The organism is Kocuria palustris (assembly GCF_016907795.1).
GTDB lineage: Bacteria > Actinomycetota > Actinomycetes > Actinomycetales > Micrococcaceae > Kocuria > Kocuria palustris.
In genome coordinates, this window is sequence record NZ_JAFBCR010000001.1 from 2,640,227 (window position 1) to 2,655,479 (window position 15,253).

12 protein-coding genes and 5 tRNA genes are annotated in these 15,253 nt (G+C 69.7%); 12 read left to right on the forward strand and 5 right to left on the reverse strand.

Annotated features, from left to right (window positions below; genetic code table 11):
- Positions 1-28: 28 nt before the first annotated feature.
- The 3 genes from JOE55_RS11790 to bcp form a co-directional block, all read right to left on the reverse strand.
- Positions 29-1,651, reverse strand: coding sequence for an ABC transporter substrate-binding protein (locus JOE55_RS11790; protein WP_338125481.1), 1,623 nt, complete (start codon positions 1,649-1,651; stop codon positions 29-31).
- A gap of 77 nt (positions 1,652-1,728) precedes the next feature.
- Positions 1,729-1,808: transfer RNA gene (locus JOE55_RS11795), tRNA-Leu, on the reverse strand.
- 67 nt (positions 1,809-1,875) lie between these two features.
- Positions 1,876-2,349 (reverse strand): thioredoxin-dependent thiol peroxidase, encoded by a 474-nt coding sequence (gene bcp / locus JOE55_RS11800; RefSeq protein ID WP_204783012.1) that lies wholly within the window; start codon positions 2,347-2,349, stop codon positions 1,876-1,878.
- A 124-nt stretch (positions 2,350-2,473) separates the two neighbouring features.
- On the opposite strand from bcp, the gene JOE55_RS11805 reads away from it, so the two are divergent.
- Positions 2,474-2,998 (forward strand): MarR family winged helix-turn-helix transcriptional regulator, encoded by a 525-nt coding sequence (locus JOE55_RS11805; RefSeq protein WP_204783013.1) that lies wholly within the window; start codon positions 2,474-2,476, stop codon positions 2,996-2,998.
- 114 nt (positions 2,999-3,112) lie between these two features.
- Here JOE55_RS11805 and JOE55_RS11810 read toward each other — a convergent pair.
- Positions 3,113-3,185: transfer RNA gene (locus tag JOE55_RS11810), tRNA-Lys, on the reverse strand.
- A 619-nt stretch (positions 3,186-3,804) separates the two neighbouring features.
- Between JOE55_RS11810 and JOE55_RS11815 the strand changes: the two genes are divergently transcribed.
- The 3 genes from JOE55_RS11815 (at position 3,805) to ilvC (ending at position 7,337) form a co-directional block, all read left to right on the forward strand.
- Positions 3,805-5,682 (forward strand): acetolactate synthase large subunit, encoded by a 1,878-nt coding sequence (locus JOE55_RS11815; protein ID WP_204783014.1) that lies wholly within the window; start codon positions 3,805-3,807, stop codon positions 5,680-5,682.
- Entirely contained in the window at positions 5,675-6,193 is a 519-nt protein-coding gene (gene ilvN / locus JOE55_RS11820) for an acetolactate synthase small subunit (RefSeq protein WP_024290754.1), read from the forward strand. The genes JOE55_RS11815 and ilvN overlap by 8 nt, the downstream gene beginning before the upstream one ends.
- Before the next feature lie 103 nt (positions 6,194-6,296).
- Positions 6,297-7,337, forward strand: a complete 1,041-nt coding sequence (gene ilvC / locus JOE55_RS11825; protein ID WP_477218301.1) for a ketol-acid reductoisomerase — start codon at positions 6,297-6,299, stop codon at positions 7,335-7,337.
- A gap of 77 nt (positions 7,338-7,414) precedes the next feature.
- On the opposite strand, the gene JOE55_RS11830 is transcribed toward ilvC, so the two are convergent.
- A complete protein-coding gene (locus JOE55_RS11830) occupies positions 7,415-8,086 on the reverse strand; it encodes an AIM24 family protein (protein ID WP_006215175.1) in 672 nt (223 codons plus the stop codon).
- Positions 8,087-8,242: 156 nt separating this feature from the next.
- On the opposite strand from JOE55_RS11830, the gene metG reads away from it, so the two are divergent.
- The 8 genes from metG (at position 8,243) to JOE55_RS11870 (ending at position 15,144) form a co-directional block, all read left to right on the forward strand.
- Positions 8,243-9,850, forward strand: coding sequence for a methionine--tRNA ligase (metG, locus tag JOE55_RS11835; protein WP_239547509.1), 1,608 nt, complete (start codon positions 8,243-8,245; stop codon positions 9,848-9,850).
- Positions 9,851-9,947: 97 nt separating this feature from the next.
- On the forward strand, positions 9,948-11,027 hold the full coding sequence (locus JOE55_RS11840; RefSeq protein ID WP_204783016.1) for a 3-isopropylmalate dehydrogenase: 1,080 nt from the start codon (positions 9,948-9,950) through the stop codon (positions 11,025-11,027).
- A gap of 98 nt (positions 11,028-11,125) precedes the next feature.
- Entirely contained in the window at positions 11,126-12,223 is a 1,098-nt protein-coding gene (locus JOE55_RS11845; RefSeq protein WP_061712041.1) for a branched-chain amino acid aminotransferase, read from the forward strand.
- A gap of 91 nt (positions 12,224-12,314) precedes the next feature.
- Entirely contained in the window at positions 12,315-13,091 is a 777-nt protein-coding gene (locus tag JOE55_RS11850) for a fumarylacetoacetate hydrolase family protein (protein ID WP_024290749.1), read from the forward strand.
- Between the two features lie 45 nt (positions 13,092-13,136).
- Positions 13,137-14,675, forward strand: coding sequence for a glutamate--tRNA ligase (gene gltX, locus JOE55_RS11855; RefSeq protein ID WP_239546645.1), 1,539 nt, complete (start codon positions 13,137-13,139; stop codon positions 14,673-14,675).
- 126 nt (positions 14,676-14,801) lie between these two features.
- Positions 14,802-14,873: transfer RNA gene (locus tag JOE55_RS11860), tRNA-Gln, on the forward strand.
- A gap of 1 nt (position 14,874) precedes the next feature.
- Positions 14,875-14,947 (forward strand) — tRNA-Glu (locus JOE55_RS11865).
- A 124-nt stretch (positions 14,948-15,071) separates the two neighbouring features.
- Positions 15,072-15,144: transfer RNA gene (locus JOE55_RS11870), tRNA-Glu, on the forward strand.
- The last annotated feature ends 109 nt before the right edge of the window (positions 15,145-15,253 follow it).

Sequence of the window (15,253 nt, forward strand, 5' to 3'; positions counted from 1 at the left end):
GCTACTCCGTCGTGGGCCGTGCCTGCGGTCACGACTGGGTGAGCTCGACCTCGCGGAAGGGCTCGAAGCCCGTGGAGGACAGGGGGAAGGACGCCGTGCGCTGATTCACGGCCACGGCAGTGATGGGGAAGGCCAGGGGCAGCGCGGCGCGGTGCTGGGCGACCTGGTCGCCGACTCTGCTGTAGAGCTCCTGGCGCTGCTCGCCGTCCGGGACCTCCGCGGCCTCCTCGATGAGCTCGTGGAGGCTCTCGGATCGCAGGTCGAGCTCCGGGGTGGTCGCGGAGAAGAGCACGGCCGTGAAGAAGTCCTGATCGCGCAGCCCGCCGCTGAGGCCGCTGAGGAAGAGGTCGTGATCGGCGGAGCGGGTGCGCAGGCTCTGCGCGTAGGTGCTCCAGGGCAGCGGCACCGGCTCGATCTCGAACCCGCAGCGCACCAGCTGCTCCGAGATGTCGGCGTAGAGCCGCTCCGGCTCCAGCGCCCAGGAGCGGGAGGCTCCGGTGGGGTAGGCGAAGCGCAGGGGCGTGCCGTCGTAGCCGGCGTCCTCGAGGGCCCGGCGCGCGTCCTGCGGGTTGTAGTCGGGGTATCCGGAGGTGCCGTCGGGGATGTTGAAGCGGGCTGGCATGAAGTCCTGGGCCACCCCGGTGCCCTCGGGGTAGTGCTCGCGCACCAGCGCCTGCCGATCGATCGCGGACATCACCGCGCCGCGGACCTCGAGGGAGTCCAGCCACTTCGACGAGGTGTGGATGCCCAGGTAGGACAGGGCATAGGGGTCGCGCTGCAGGACCTGGACGCCGTCGCGGGCCAGCGGCGCGAAGTCCGAGAGCCCGACCAGGTCGTAGCCGTCCACGCGTCCGGTCTCCAGGGCGATGTAGCGCATGCGGGGGTCGAGGATCGCCACGAACGACAGGCGGCCGATGTCTCCGGTGCCGTTCCAGTGCTCGGGAAAGGACTCGAGCTCGATGGGATCGTCCGGGAGCTGGCCTGCGCCCGGGTCGAGTCCGCGCACCACGCGGAACGGCCCAGTGCCCACGGGCGCGGTGCCGACGGTGTCGTCGTCGATCGAGGCGCTCGAGGCGATCCCGAAGGCCGGGTGCGTCAGGCACGTGACCAGGGCGGGGAAGCGGCGGGTCAGCAGCAGGCGGAAGGTGTGCTCGTCGACCGCCTCGCAGCCGTCGTAGAGGCTTCCCTGGGGGGTGCCGCGGCGGAAGATGGCATCGAACAGGCTGTGCCGCCCGGTCGCGGTGTCTCGCACGGAGGCCGCCGCCCAGCGCTCGAAGTTGCGGCAGACGCTCTGGGCGGTGAGCTTCTCGCCGTCGTGGAAGACGACGTCGCGGCGCAGAGCGAAGTCGAGGGTGCGTCCGTCGTCGGAGGCGGCCCAGCTCACCGCGAGCGCGGGCACGGCCTCGCCGGTCAGGGAATCCGGGGCCACGAGGCCGTCGAGCACCTGGCGGGCCACGCGATTGGTCTCCACGTTGTCCGTGAGCGTGGGGTCCAGCGTGGGGGCCGTGGCCGCATTGGCGAACACGTACGGCCGCTGCGATGCGCTCTGCTCCTCGGAGGCGGAGTCGGCTTCCGATCCCCGTGAGCAGCCGGCCAGCGCCAGGGCGGAGGCGCCGAGCAGCAGCGCTCGGCGGGTCGGCTGGGCGCTCACGATTCCTCCTGGGGCTGGTCTCGGTCGGGGACGGCGGTGCGGGAGCGCGCGGGCGATGAGCAGGCGCACTGCGGGAGTGCGCGAGGCGGGACTCGAACCCGCACGCCGGAGCACAGGAACCTAAATCCTGCGTGTCTGCCAGTTCCACCACTCGCGCTCGCCCCGCACTGCGGGGGCCGCCCGATCATACCGTCGACGGAGCCGACGACGACGGCCGCAGCGCCTCAGTCCTCCAGGCCGAGGTCCCGGCGCAGCTTGGCCACGTGGCCCTTGGCGCGCACGTTGTACTGGGCGAGCTCGACGACGCCGTCGGCGTCGACGACGATCGTGGAGCGGATCAGTCCCTCGTAGACCTTGCCGTAGTTCTTCTTCTCGCCCCAGGCGCCCCAGCGCTCGGCGACCTCGTGATCGGGGTCCGAGAGCAGGGGGAAGCCGAGCGACTCCTTCTGCGCGAAGCGCTCGAGAGCGGCGGGGGCATCGGGGGAGATGCCCAGGACCTCGAAGCCGTCGGCGCGGAAGCGCTCCAGGCGGTCCTGGAAGTCGCAGGCCTGGGTGGTGCAGCCCGGGGTGGAGGCCTTCGGGTAGAAGTAGACGATGACCCGCCTGCCGCGCAGCCCGGACAGGGTGACCTCCTCGCCTGCGGCATCGGTGAGGGTGAAGTCAGGGGCCTTCTCTCCGGGGGTCAGTCGCTGGGACATGTTCGGACTCCTTCGTCGCTGTCGGGTGCTGCTGACATGGTCGCAGATCGGCCTGATCCGGCAGTCGGGGCGGGACCCATGCGGCAGTGAGGATTGCTTCCCTCGTCATGGTTACAATCGTGTCATGTCCGAGAACTCCGAGTGGTCGACCAATCGCCTCCTGTCCACGGCGGCCCGGCTCGTCGAGCACTCGTGGAACGAGCGGCTGGCGGCCCTGGGCGTGACCCACGCCGGGTACATGGCGCTGGACGTGCTCCACGAGCACGGCACGCTGAGCCAGGCCCGGCTCGCCCAGGAGGTCCGGGTCCAGGCGCAGACCATGGGCAAGACCCTGCACCGGCTGGAGAGCCACGGGCACATCAGCCGCAGCCCCAATCTCAAGGATCGGCGCAGCCACCTGGTCTCGATCACCGAGGCGGGCCGGAACGTCCTGGACGAGGCCTCGCGCCTGGAGGGCGAGCTGATCGACGACGGCACCCTGAGCGACGAGCAGCTGCGCCGCAGCCTGGCGCACATCATCTCCACTCTCGGCGCCTCCCGCTGGAAGCTCGACGTCGATGCCCAGGGCGCGGTCCACGAGCTCTCCGAGGACCAGGGTGAGCGCCCTGCCGAGTCTGCTCCAGCGCCGGGGGGGTCGGAGGCGGTCTGAGGCCGCGGCGCCCGGCCGGCTCTGCGCCCCGGCGAGCGCGGCATGCGGCGTTCATGACGGTGCTCACGCATAAGGGCCCGACTCCAGCTGGAGTCGGGCCCTTTGCCTTTCCTGTGCGCCCCCTCGGACTCGAACCGAGAACCCGCTGATTAAGAGTCAGCTGCTCTGCCAATTGAGCTAGAGGCGCGGGATGCGATCTGGGGGAGCGGAACGCTGCCGCCTCCCTCGATCTGCGCCGCAAGACATTACCACAGGGCGAGACTCGGACTCGCTGGACCTCCAGGAGAGGTGCGGGGAATCCGTTTCGCGAAGCTGTGCTCCGTCGAACGACGAAGAAAAAATGTACCGGAGGTTCCCGGCGCTGTCCACTTGGTGCTCCCGGACGTGGCCTGTCTCACTATGCGGGACGGTCGTCCCGAGGATTGACACGCCCTTGCGGGGCATCGGAGCATGGCCGACATGCAGTGGATCACAGCGCGCCGTCACTCGGTCATCCTGACCGGGCTGGTCGTCCCAGTCGGGCGACCGGTCTGACGCGCGCTGAGCATCCCGCGAGCTGAAGGCCCCGTCGCCCGTCCGCACCAGGATGGATCGGGGCCTTCGCTCGTTCAGCCCGCCCGCACGATCGCCTTGGCACCCGGGGCGCCGGCGAGCGGCCGCTTCCGGAGGATGGCGAGATGCCCGAGACCTCCCGGCGCCGTCGTGCGCCAGGGGGCCGCGGGAGGCCTTCGGATCGGGGACAATGTCTGCAACGGCCGCTGGGCCGAGGACCGCAGCGCCGAGGATTCGGCACGAAGGACGATGACATGAGCAGTGGAACAGAGATCAGCCCCGCGCTGATGGCCAGTCGGCGCACGGGTGCGGGGCACCAGAAGGCGGCCTCCGACTCGGGCGTCGTCATGCCGCGGGTCATGGGGCCGAACCCCACGATCGCTCCGGAGGCGACCACCGGGTCGGGGGCGGTCATCAAGTCCCTGCAGGCGCTGGGCGTCACGGACGTCTTCGGCCTGCCGGGCGGGGCCATCCTGCCCACCTACGACCCCCTGATGGACGCCGAGGGCATCAATCACATCCTGGTCCGCCACGAGCAGGGCGCCGGGCACGCGGCCGAGGGCTACGCCATGGCCTCCGGGCGCGTGGGCGTGTGCATCGCGACCTCCGGCCCGGGTGCCACCAACCTGGTCACCGCCCTGGCCGATGCCAACATGGACTCGATCCCCATGGTCGCGATCACCGGTCAGGTCGCCTCGAACCTGATCGGCTCGGACGCCTTCCAGGAGGCGGACATCGTGGGCATGACCATGCCGGTCACCAAGCACTCCTACCTCGTGACCGACGCCGACGAGATCCCTCGCATCATGGCCGAGGCCTTCCACCTCGCCTCGACCGGCCGTCCCGGCCCCGTGCTGGTGGACATCGCCAAGGATGCGCAGGTCGCGTCCACGACCTTCTCCTGGCCGCCCACCCTGGACCTGGTCGGCTATCGCCCGATCGCCCGGGGCCACGCCAAGCAGATCCGCGAGGCCGCGCGCCTGATCCGCGAGGCCCGTCGTCCGGTGATCTACGCCGGCGGCGGCACGATCAAGGCGGAGGCCTCCGAGCAGCTGGCCGAGCTGGCCGAGCTCACCGGCGCCCCGGTCGTCACGACCCTCACCGCCCGCGGCGTCTTCCCGGACTCCCACCCCCAGAACCTGGGCATGCCGGGCATGCACGGCACGGTGCCGGCCGTCTACGCCATGCAGCAGGCGGACCTGCTGATCGCCCTGGGCGCTCGGTTCGACGACCGCGTGACCGGTGTCCTCGCCTCCTTCGCCCCGAACGCCAAGGTCATCCATGCCGACGTCGACCCCGCGGAGATCTCCAAGAACCGCGTCGCCGACGTCCCGATCGTGGGCGATCTGGCCACGGTGATCCCGGATCTCTCCGAGGCGCTGCGCTCCGGCACGCAGCAGCTGCCGGACCTCGCCGACTGGTGGAAGATCCTCGACGGCGTGCGCGAGACCTACCCGCTCGGCTGGACCCCCACCGAGGACGGCCACCTCAGCCCGCAGCTCGTGATCCAGAAGATCTCGGAGCTCAGCGGACCGGAGTCGGTCTACGCCGCGGGCGTGGGCCAGCACCAGATGTGGTCCTCGCAGTTCATCCGCCACGAGCGCCCGCGCCAGTGGCTGAACTCGGCCGGACTGGGCACCATGGGCTTCGCCGTGCCGGCGGCCATGGGCGCCAAGGTCGCCGAGCCCGAGCGCACGGTGTGGGCCATCGACGGCGACGGCTGCTTCCAGATGACCAACCAGGAGCTGGCCACGTGCACGCTCAACGGGATCAACATCAAGGTCGCGGTCATCAACAACGGCTCGCTGGGCATGGTGCGGCAGTGGCAGACCCTGTTCTACGACGGCCGCTACTCGAACACCCACCTGAACACGGGCCATGACTCCCGGCGGGTCCCCGACTTCCTCAAGCTCGGCGAGGCCTACGGCTGCGCCGTCTTCCGCTGCGAGCGGGAGGAGGACGTCGAGGAGACCATCCGCGCGGCCATGGAGGTGAACGACCGCCCGGTCGTCGTCGATTTCGTGGTCTCCGCCGACGCCATGGTGTGGCCCATGGTGCCCTCCGGCGTGGCGAACGACCTGATCCAGATCGCCCAGAACATGACGCCAGATTGGAACCAGGACGATGCCTGAGCAGTCCCGACACACCCTCTCGGTCCTCGTGGAGGACAAGCCGGGCGTCCTGACCCGTGTGGCCGCCCTGTTCGCCCGGCGCGCGTTCAACATCGACCAGCTCGCCGTGGGCGGCACGGACCAGGAGGGGCTCTCCCGCATCACGGTCGTCGTGAACGCGGACCCGCACTCCCTCGAGCAGGTCACCAAGCAGCTGAACAAGCTGGTGAACGTGATCAAGATCGTGGAGCTCGCCCCGGAGGCCTCGGTCTCCCGGGAGCACGTCATGATCAAGGTCCGGGCTGATGCGGCCACGCGGCTGCAGGTCACCCAGGCCGCCGACCTCTTCCGCGCCTCGATCATCGACGTGTCCCCGGACTCGGTCGTCATCGAGGCCACCGGCTCCTCGAACAAGCTCGAAGCGCTGCTCGAGGTCCTCCAGCCCTTCGGAATCCGCGAGATCGCCCGTGCCGGTACGCTGGCGCTCGGTCGCGGATCGAAGTCCATCACCGATCGCGCGCTGCGCCACTGATGCGGCCCCGCCCCGGGCCGTCGAGCACGGAACGGGGCATCGTCGCAGGCGCAGGGCCGGCACCGAAACGCCCGCACCCGCTGCGGGTCACCCACCCAAGGAGATGCACACGAACATGGCAGCAGAGATCTTCTACGAGGATGACGCCGACCTCTCGATCATCCAGGGCCGCAAGGTCGCGGTCATCGGCTACGGCTCCCAGGGCCACGCCCACGCGCTGAACCTGCGCGACTCGGGCGTCGACGTCCGCATCGGCCTGGCCGAGGGCTCCCGCTCGCGCGCCAAGGCCGAGGCCGAGGGGCTGCGCGTCCTGACGGTGGCCGAGGCCGCCGCCGAGGCCGACGTCATCATGATCCTGACCCCGGATCAGGTCCAGCGCACCGTGTACGCCGAGTCGATCCAGCCGAACCTCAAGGACGGCGACGCGATCTTCTTCGCCCACGGCTTCAACATCCGCTACGGCTACATCGAGGCCCCCCAGGGCGTCGACGTCGCCATGGTCGCCCCCAAGGGCCCGGGCCACACCGTGCGCCGCGAGTTCGAGGCCGGCCGCGGCGTCCCGGACCTGGTCGCCGTGGAGGTCGACGCCTCCGGCAATGCCCTCGAGCTCGCCCTGTCCTACGCGAAGGCCATCGGCGGCGCCCGCGCCGGCGTCATCAAGACGACCTTCGCCGAGGAGACCGAGTCGGACCTGTTCGGCGAGCAGGCCGTGCTGTGCGGCGGCATGTCCCAGCTGGTCCAGTACGGCTTCGAGACCCTGACCGAGGCCGGCTACCAGCCGGAGATCGCCTACTTCGAGGTCCTGCACGAGCTCAAGCTGATCGTCGACCTGATGGTCGAGGGCGGCATCTCCAAGCAGCGCTGGTCGATCTCGGACACCGCCGAGTACGGCGACTACGTCTCCGGCCCGCGTGTGATCGACCCGTCGGTCAAGGAGAACATGCAGGCCGTGCTCGCCGACATCCAGGACGGCACCTTCGCCCGCCGGTTCATCGAGGACCAGGACAACGGGGTCAAGGAGTTCCTGGAGCTGCGCGAGAAGGGCCAGGGCCACAAGATCGAGTCGGTCGGCCGCGAGCTGCGCAAGCTGTTCGTCTGGTCGGACTCGGACGCCGACTACAACGAGGGCTCCGCCGCTCGCTGATCCGCGCAGCACCTCATCACGACGGCGGCCTCCCCTCCATCAGGAGGGGAGGCCGCCGTCGCGCTGTGCGCAGCCGATCAGCTGCCGGTGGTGATCACCGGAACGCCCTCGGAGGGCTGGACGACCACGAAGCCGGGGCCGTGGAAGGCCAGCTGGAAGGCCTCCCCGGATCCGCCGCGGAACATGCCCGAGAAGTTGAAGTCGTTCTTGATGGACGGCGCCAGGTTGGTGGACCAGCACACCGCGGCCTGGGGATCCACGAAGGTGGGCTGCGTCGAGGCATCCAGGACCATGGGCTCGCCGTCGCAGCACACGGCGATGAAGCCGTGACCGGACAGCTCGAGGTTGAACAGGCCGCCGGCCATGAAGCCCGCGCCCTGGATGCGCTTGATGTCCCAGTTCAGGGAGCCGTCGAAGGCCAGCAGGGAGTCGGAGTCGACCGTGATGGCCTCGCCCTCGAGCTGGATCAGGAAGATGTTGCGCGCCTGGCGCGCGAAGAAGACCTCGCCCTGGCCGGAGACGCGCATCATGGCCCCGCCCTCGCTGGTCATGGCCTTCTTGAGGAACTTGCCCAGGGAGCCGGAGCCCTCGTGGGTGAAGGTCATCTGCCCCTGATAGGCCACCATGGCGCCCTTGGTGGCGATGATGTCCTGGGACATGTTGACCCGGAGCATCTTGGAGGACTGCAGGGCCCACTGGTCCTGCGTCTCGCGCTCCATGTGATCCGGGGCGAACAGTTCGCTGCGCATCGCGTGCCTTTCGTGCTGGGAGACGCCCGACGGTCGCGGGCCTGATCAGCGTCTCACATGAAATTGCTTAAGTGAATACTTGACGGGATCGTGGCCGCTCCGTGTCGGGGCGGGCACGGCGCCGGCGGTGGGGCGGGCGCGGTCGTCGCCGCTACGATGGTCCGCGTGACTTCTGAGCAGACTGCCGACGTGAGCGCCGAGACCCCCGAGCCCGAGACCGTGACCAGCGCGCGACCGGCGTTCTACCTCACGACCGCCATCTCGTACCCCAATGGGGCGCCGCACATCGGGCACGCCTACGAGGCCATCGCCGCGGATGTCCTGGCCCGGTTCAAGCGCCTGGACGGCTATGACGTCCGCTTCCTGACCGGCACCGACGAGCACGGCCAGAAGATGCAGCAGACCGCCGACCGCGAGGGCATCGCGCCCAAGCAGCTCGCCGATCGCAACGCGGCCGCGTTCCGGTCCATGGACGACATGCTCCAGGTCTCCTACGACCGCTTCATCCGCACCACGGATGCGGATCACTACGAGGCCTCGCAGGAGATCTGGCGGCGCATGGAGGCCAACGGGGACATCTACCTGGACTCGTACTCGGGGTGGTACTCGGTGCGCGACGAGGCCTACTACGCCGAGGACGAGACCGAGGTCGTCGACGGCGTGCGCCTGTCCAAGGGCACTGGCACGGAGCTGACCTGGACCGAGGAGTCCTCCTACTTCTTCCGGCTCTCCGCCTATCAGGACCGTCTGCTGGCCCTCTACGAGGACGGGCTGGTGGGCCCGCAGTCGCGCAGCAACGAGGTCGCTGAATTCGTGCGCGGCGGACTGCGCGACCTGTCGATCTCGCGGACCACCTTCGACTGGGGCGTCCCCGTGCCCGGGGACCCGGATCACGTCATGTACGTGTGGGTGGACGCCCTGACCAACTACCTGACGGGTGTGGGCTACCCGGATGTCGACGGCGAGCTCTTCCAGAAGTTCTGGCCGGCGGACGTGCACATCATCGGCAAGGACATCATCCGCTTCCACTCGGTCTACTGGCCGGCCTTCCTGATGTCGGCCGGACTGCCGGTCCCGCGGAAGGTCTTCGGGCACGGCTTCCTGTTCAACCAGGGCGAGAAGATGTCCAAGTCCGTGGGCAACGTGATCGACCCGCAGTCGCTGGTCAGCGCCTACGGCCTCGACGCCCTGCGCTTCTTCCTCATGCGCGAGGTCCCCTTCGGACAGGACGGCTCGTACTCGCACGAGGCGATCGTCTCGCGCATCGATTCGGACCTGTCGAATGACCTCGGCAACCTGGCTCAGCGCTCGCTGTCCATGGTGGCCAAGAATCTCGAGGGTCGCGCCCCGCAGCCGGGCGAGCTCACGGCCGAGGACCGCCAGATCCTCGACGACGCCCACGCCCTGCTGCCGCAGGTCCGCGAGGCCTTCGACGCGCTCCAGTTCCATCGCGGTCTGGAGCAGATCTGGAAGGTCGTGGCGCAGTGCAACCGCTACTTCAGCTCGCAGGAGCCGTGGGTGCTGCGCAAGACCGATCCCGAGCGCATGGCCACGGTGCTGTGGTCCACGCTCGAGGTCGTGCGCACGGTCGCGGTGCTGGTCCAGCCCGTCATGCCCGGATCGGCCGCACGCCTGCTCGACGCGCTCGGGCAGGAAGCGCAGGACCGCGAGTTCACCGCGCTGTCGCGCGAGCTCGTGCCCGGCGCACCGCTGCCCAAGCCCACGCCGGTCTTCCCGCGCTACGAGGAGCCCTCGAAGGAGTGAGCGCCCTGCCTGCCCGCAACGTGGACGTTCGTCTCACATCATGAGATGACGTCGCGGGCCGGGGACGGCGGGCCCGCGCCGTCGTATCGTGAGGGGCATGACCGCGCAGAACACCGTCACCGCCTCATCCGCCTCCCACCGCATCGCCGTGATCCCCGGGGACGGAATCGGCCCGGAGGTCGTCGCCCAGTCGCAGAAGGTGCTGGCGGCGGTGTGCGCCCCGGCAGGGATCGAGCTGCAGGAGACCAGCTTCCCGCTGGGCGCCGAGCACTGGCTGGCCACGGGGGAGACCCTGCCGGATGAGACGCTCGAGCAGCTGCGCGGCTATGACGCCATCCTCTTCGGCGCTGTGGGCGCGGCTCCTGGCGACAAGCGGATCCCGTCGGGGATCATCGAGCGCGAGATGCTGCTGAAGATGCGCTTCAGCCTGGACCACTACATCAACCTGCGCCCGTCGGAGCTGTTCCCCGGCGCGGTCTCTCCGCTGAGCGACCCCGGGAACATCGACTTCGTCGTGGTCCGGGAGGGCACCGAGGGCCCGTACACCGGCAACGGCGGTGCGCTGCGCGAGGGCACCGATCAGGAGATCGCCACGGAGGTCTCGATCAACACCGCCCACGGCGTGCAGCGCCTGGTGCGCTACGCCTTCGAGCTGGCGGCCGAGCGGCCCCGGCACAAGCTGACGCTCGTGCACAAGCACAACGTCCTGGTCCACTCCGGGCGCCTCTACCAGCGCACGGTGGATGCGATCGCCCAGGAGTTCCCGGCGGTCGAGGTCGACTACATGCACATCGACGCCGCGACCATCCACATGACCGTGGATCCGGCTCGATTCGACGTCATCGTCACGGACAACCTCTTCGGCGACATCATCACCGACCTCGCCGGCGCCGTCTCCGGCGGCATCGGCCTGGCTCCCTGCGGCAACATCAATGCCGCTCGCACCGCGCCGTCCATGTTCGAGCCCGTCCACGGCTCGGCCCCGGATATCGCCGGACAGGGCATCGCCGACCCCACCGCCTCGATCCTGGCGGGGGCCATGATGCTGGATCACCTGGGACACCCCCAGCAGGCCCAGCAGATCCGCGACGCCGTGCGCCGCGACCTGGAGGCCTCCGGCTCGCAGCGCCGCAGCACCGAGCAGATCGGCGACGCGGTCGTCGCCGCCCTGGCCTGATCGGGCCAGGGCTCCCGCACCACCAGCACACAGGCTCTCCGGCTCCCGAGCCGGGCGCAGGCCGCGCGCGCAGCCGCGGCAGAATCGACGGAACCGACATGAGCATCGACTTCCAGCGCACCCCGAACCCGAATCCGGCCACCGCCCAGCAGCGCGAGGAGATCCTGGCCGCGCCCGGCTTCGGGCAGCACTTCACCGATCACATGGTCACGATCGAGTGGACCGGCGACGTCGAGTCGGGCGAGGGCTCGTGGGGCACCCCGCACCTGCAGCCCTACGGGCCGCTCCAGCTCGACCCGGCGGCCGCCGTGCTGCACTACGGGCAGGAGATCTTCGAGGGGCTGAAGGCCTACCGGCACGACGACGGCTCCGTATGGACCTTCCGCCCCGAGTCCAACGCGAGCCGGCTGCGCCGCTCCGCCCAGCGGCTGGTCATGCCCGAGCTGCCCGAGGAGCTCTTCCTGGCCTCCCTGCGCGAGCTCGTGAGCGCCGATCAGGACTGGGTGCCCTCGGGGGACGGGCAGTCGCTGTACCTGCGCCCGTTCATGATCGCCACGGAGTCCTACCTGGGGGTCCGGCCCGCGCGCCGCTACCTGTTCTGCGTGATCGCCTCTCCGGCGGGCTCCTACTTCGGCACGGTCGACACCGTCGACATCTGGCTGTCCCAGGACTACGCCCGCGCGGGCGTGGGCGGGACCGGCTCGGCCAAGTGCGGCGGCAACTACGCGGCCTCGCTGATCGCCCAGATGGAGGGCGAGGCCCACGGCTGCGCCCAGGTGCTGTTCACCGATCCGAACCGCGATCACGCGGTCGAGGAGCTCGGCGGCATGAACGTGTTCTTCGTCTTCGACGACGACCGCCTGGTGACCCCCGAGCTGACCGGGACCATCCTGGAGGGCGTGACCCGCTCGTCGATCATCGAGCTGGCCGAGGCCCGCGGGATGACGGTCGAGCAGCGACGATTCACGCTCGACGAGTGGCGCGAGGGCGTGCGCAGCGGGCACCTCACGGAGGTCTTCGCCTGCGGCACCGCCGCGGTCATCTCCCCGGTCGGTCGGCTGATCTCGCCCCAGGAGGCCATCGGCCCGGACGACGCCCGGCCCGGAGAGGTCACCATGGCCCTGCGCGAGCAGCTGCTCGGCATCCAGACCGGCGCTGTGGAGGACACCCGCGGCTGGACGTCCCGGCTGGCCTGAGCCGACGGCGGCCGCAGCGCCCCGGAAGCCCCCGCGCGAGCGGGCGGTCCCGGGGCGCTGCTGCGTCGGGGGCGGGGCTTAGGCTGAGAGCATGCGCATCAGCCGATTCACCGTCGAGAACGAGATCCACTACGGCGTCGTCCAGGGCGAGGGGGAGGACCAGGTCGTGGTCCCCATCGCCGGCGACCCCTTCTACAACGGCATCCAGCCGATCGAGGGCGCGTCGTGGAAGGCGCAGGACGTCCGCCTGCTGGCTCCCGTGATCCCGCGCTCCAAGATCGTGTGCGTGGGGCGCAACTACGCCGACCACGCCGCGGAGATGGGCAACGAGCTGCCCACCAGCCCCATGCTGTTCTTCAAGCCGAACACCTCCGTGGTGGGCCCCGGCGACCCCGTCACGCTGCCGTCGTGGACCGAGCGCGTGTCCTACGAGGCCGAGCTGGCCGTGGTCATCGGCCGGATCTGCAAGGACGTCCCGGCGGAGAAGGCCGATGAGGTCATCTTCGGCTACACCGCCGCCAACGACCTCACCGCCCGCGACGCCCAGGAGACCGACGGCCAGTGGGCCCGCGCCAAGGGCTTCGACGGCTCGTGCCCGCTGGGCCCGTGGATCGAGACCGAGCTGGACCCCTCTGACCTGCGCATCGCCTCGCGCGTGGACGGGCAGACCAAGCAGGACTCCTCGACCGCCCAGATGGTCTTCTCGGTCGCCGAGATCATCGCCTACGCCTCCGCGGCGTTCACGCTGCTGCCCGGCGACGTCATCCTCACCGGAACCCCGGCGGGCGTGGGCCAGGTGGATGAGGGGGATCGGATCGAGGTCGAGGTCGAGGGCATCGGCACCCTGGCCACCGTGCTGCGCCGCTGACCCGGGGCTGAGCCAGGCGGCGTCGGCGCCTAGACTGGGTTCATCATGACTGACGCATCCACGGACGCCCCCCAGGGCGAAGCACAGATCACCCCCAGCGCAGCCGCGACCGGCTCGGACATCCGCGTCCGGTTCTGCCCGTCGCCCACAGGAACCCCGCACGTGGGCCTGGTGCGCACCGCCCTGTTCAACTGGGCGTGGGCCCGGCACACCGGCGGCAAGCTGATCTTCCGCATCGAGGACACCGACGCCAGCCGCGACTCGCAGGAGTCCCTGGACCGGCTCGTCGAGGCCCTGCAGTGGCTGGGCATCGACTGGGACGAGGGCTACGGCGTGGGCGGGCCCCACGAGCCGTACCGCCAGTCCCAGCGCGGCGAGCTGTACCAGGACGTGATCGCCAAGCTGAAGGACGCCGGGGCGATCTACGAGTCCTTCTCCACTCCGGAGGAGGTCGAGGCCCGCCACCGGGAGGCCGGGCGCGACCCCAAGCTCGGCTACGACGGCTTCGACCGCGATCTCACCGACGAGCAGATCGCAGCCTTCCGCGCCGAGGGCCGCGAGCCCGTGCTGCGCCTGCGCATGCCGGACGAGGACATCACCTTCACCGACCTGGTCCGCGGCGAGATCACCTTCGGCGCCGGCTCAGTGCCGGACTTCGTGGTGGTGCGCGCCAACGGCCAGCCGCTGTACACCCTGGTCAACCCGGTCGACGACGCCCTCATGGGCATCACCCACGTGCTGCGCGGAGAGGATCTGCTCTCGTCGACCCCGCGCCAGATCGCGCTGTACGACGCCCTGGTGCGCGTGGGCGTCGCCGAGCGGATCCCCGAGTTCGGCCACCTCCCCTACGTGATGGGAGAGGGCAACAAGAAGCTGTCGAAGCGCGATCCGGAGTCCAACCTCTTCCTTCACCGCGACGCCGGCTTCATCCCGGAGGGGCTGCTGAACTACCTGGGGCTGCTGGGCTGGTCGCTGTCCGCGGATGAGGACGTGTTCACCACGCAGCAGTTCATCGAGGCCTTCGACATCCACGACGTCCTGGCCAATCCCGCGCGCTTCGACGTCAAGAAGGCCACGGCGATCAATGCGGATCACATCCGCATGCTGGAGCCGCAGGACTTCCGCGACCGCCTGGTGCCGTACCTGCAGGCCGGGGGAGTGCTCGGCGAGACCCTGACGCAGCGCCAGGAGCAGATCCTGAACGAGGCCGCTCCGCTCGTGCAGACCCGCATGGACCTGCTGGGCGAGTCGGTCGCCCTGCTGGGCTTCCTGTTCGTCGACGACGCCGAGCTCGTCCATGACGAGACCGCCGTGTCCAAGCTCAAGGAGTCGGCGCCGCAGGTGCTGGCCGCGGCCCGCACGGCGCTGGCCGATCTGGACGACTTCACGGCCGAGCCGATCGAGACCGCCCTGCGCGAGGCGATCGTGGACGGGCTGGAGATCAAGCCGCGGCTGGCCTTCGGCCCGGTGCGAGTGGCCGTCTCCGGGCGCCAGGTCTCGCCGCCGCTGTTCGAGTCGCTGGAGATCCTGGGGAAGGACGCGGCGCTGGCACGTATCGACGCACTGGCCGCTCGACTGGGCTGAGATCACCCGAGGCCCGGCCGTCGGATGGATTTGCTGAGGCGGTCGGCCTTGGGTATAGTTTCAGCCTGTTGCGCGCAGGAATGCGAGGCGGACCGAGAGGTTCACGTCGAGGACTTGCGCTGACAGTGGGGTATGGTGTAATCGGCAACACTACGGTTTCTGGTACCGTCATTCTAGGTTCGAGTCCTGGTACCCCAGCGGCCCCATCGTATAGCGGCCTAGTACTCCGCCCTCTCACGGCGGCAACACCGGTTCGAATCCGGTTGGGGTCACTTCCGCTGACAGCTGCGTCGCATCTTCGGGTGCGGCGCAGCTGTTCACGAGACCACCGGCGCACGTCGTCGGTCGCGCGCCCCGATCCTCGGATCGGGAATCCGCTCGCACTGCGAGCACCTCGGCCCCATCGTATAGCGGCCTAGTACTCCGCCCTCTCACGGCGGCAACACCGGTTCGAATCCGGTTGGGGTCACACCGAGGCGAAGCCCCGGACCATCTGGTCCGGGGCTTCTTCCATGTCTGCGTCGCGCTCTCGCGCGCCGGGACTCCGGGTCCATCCTGCACACGACTTCCTGTCCACG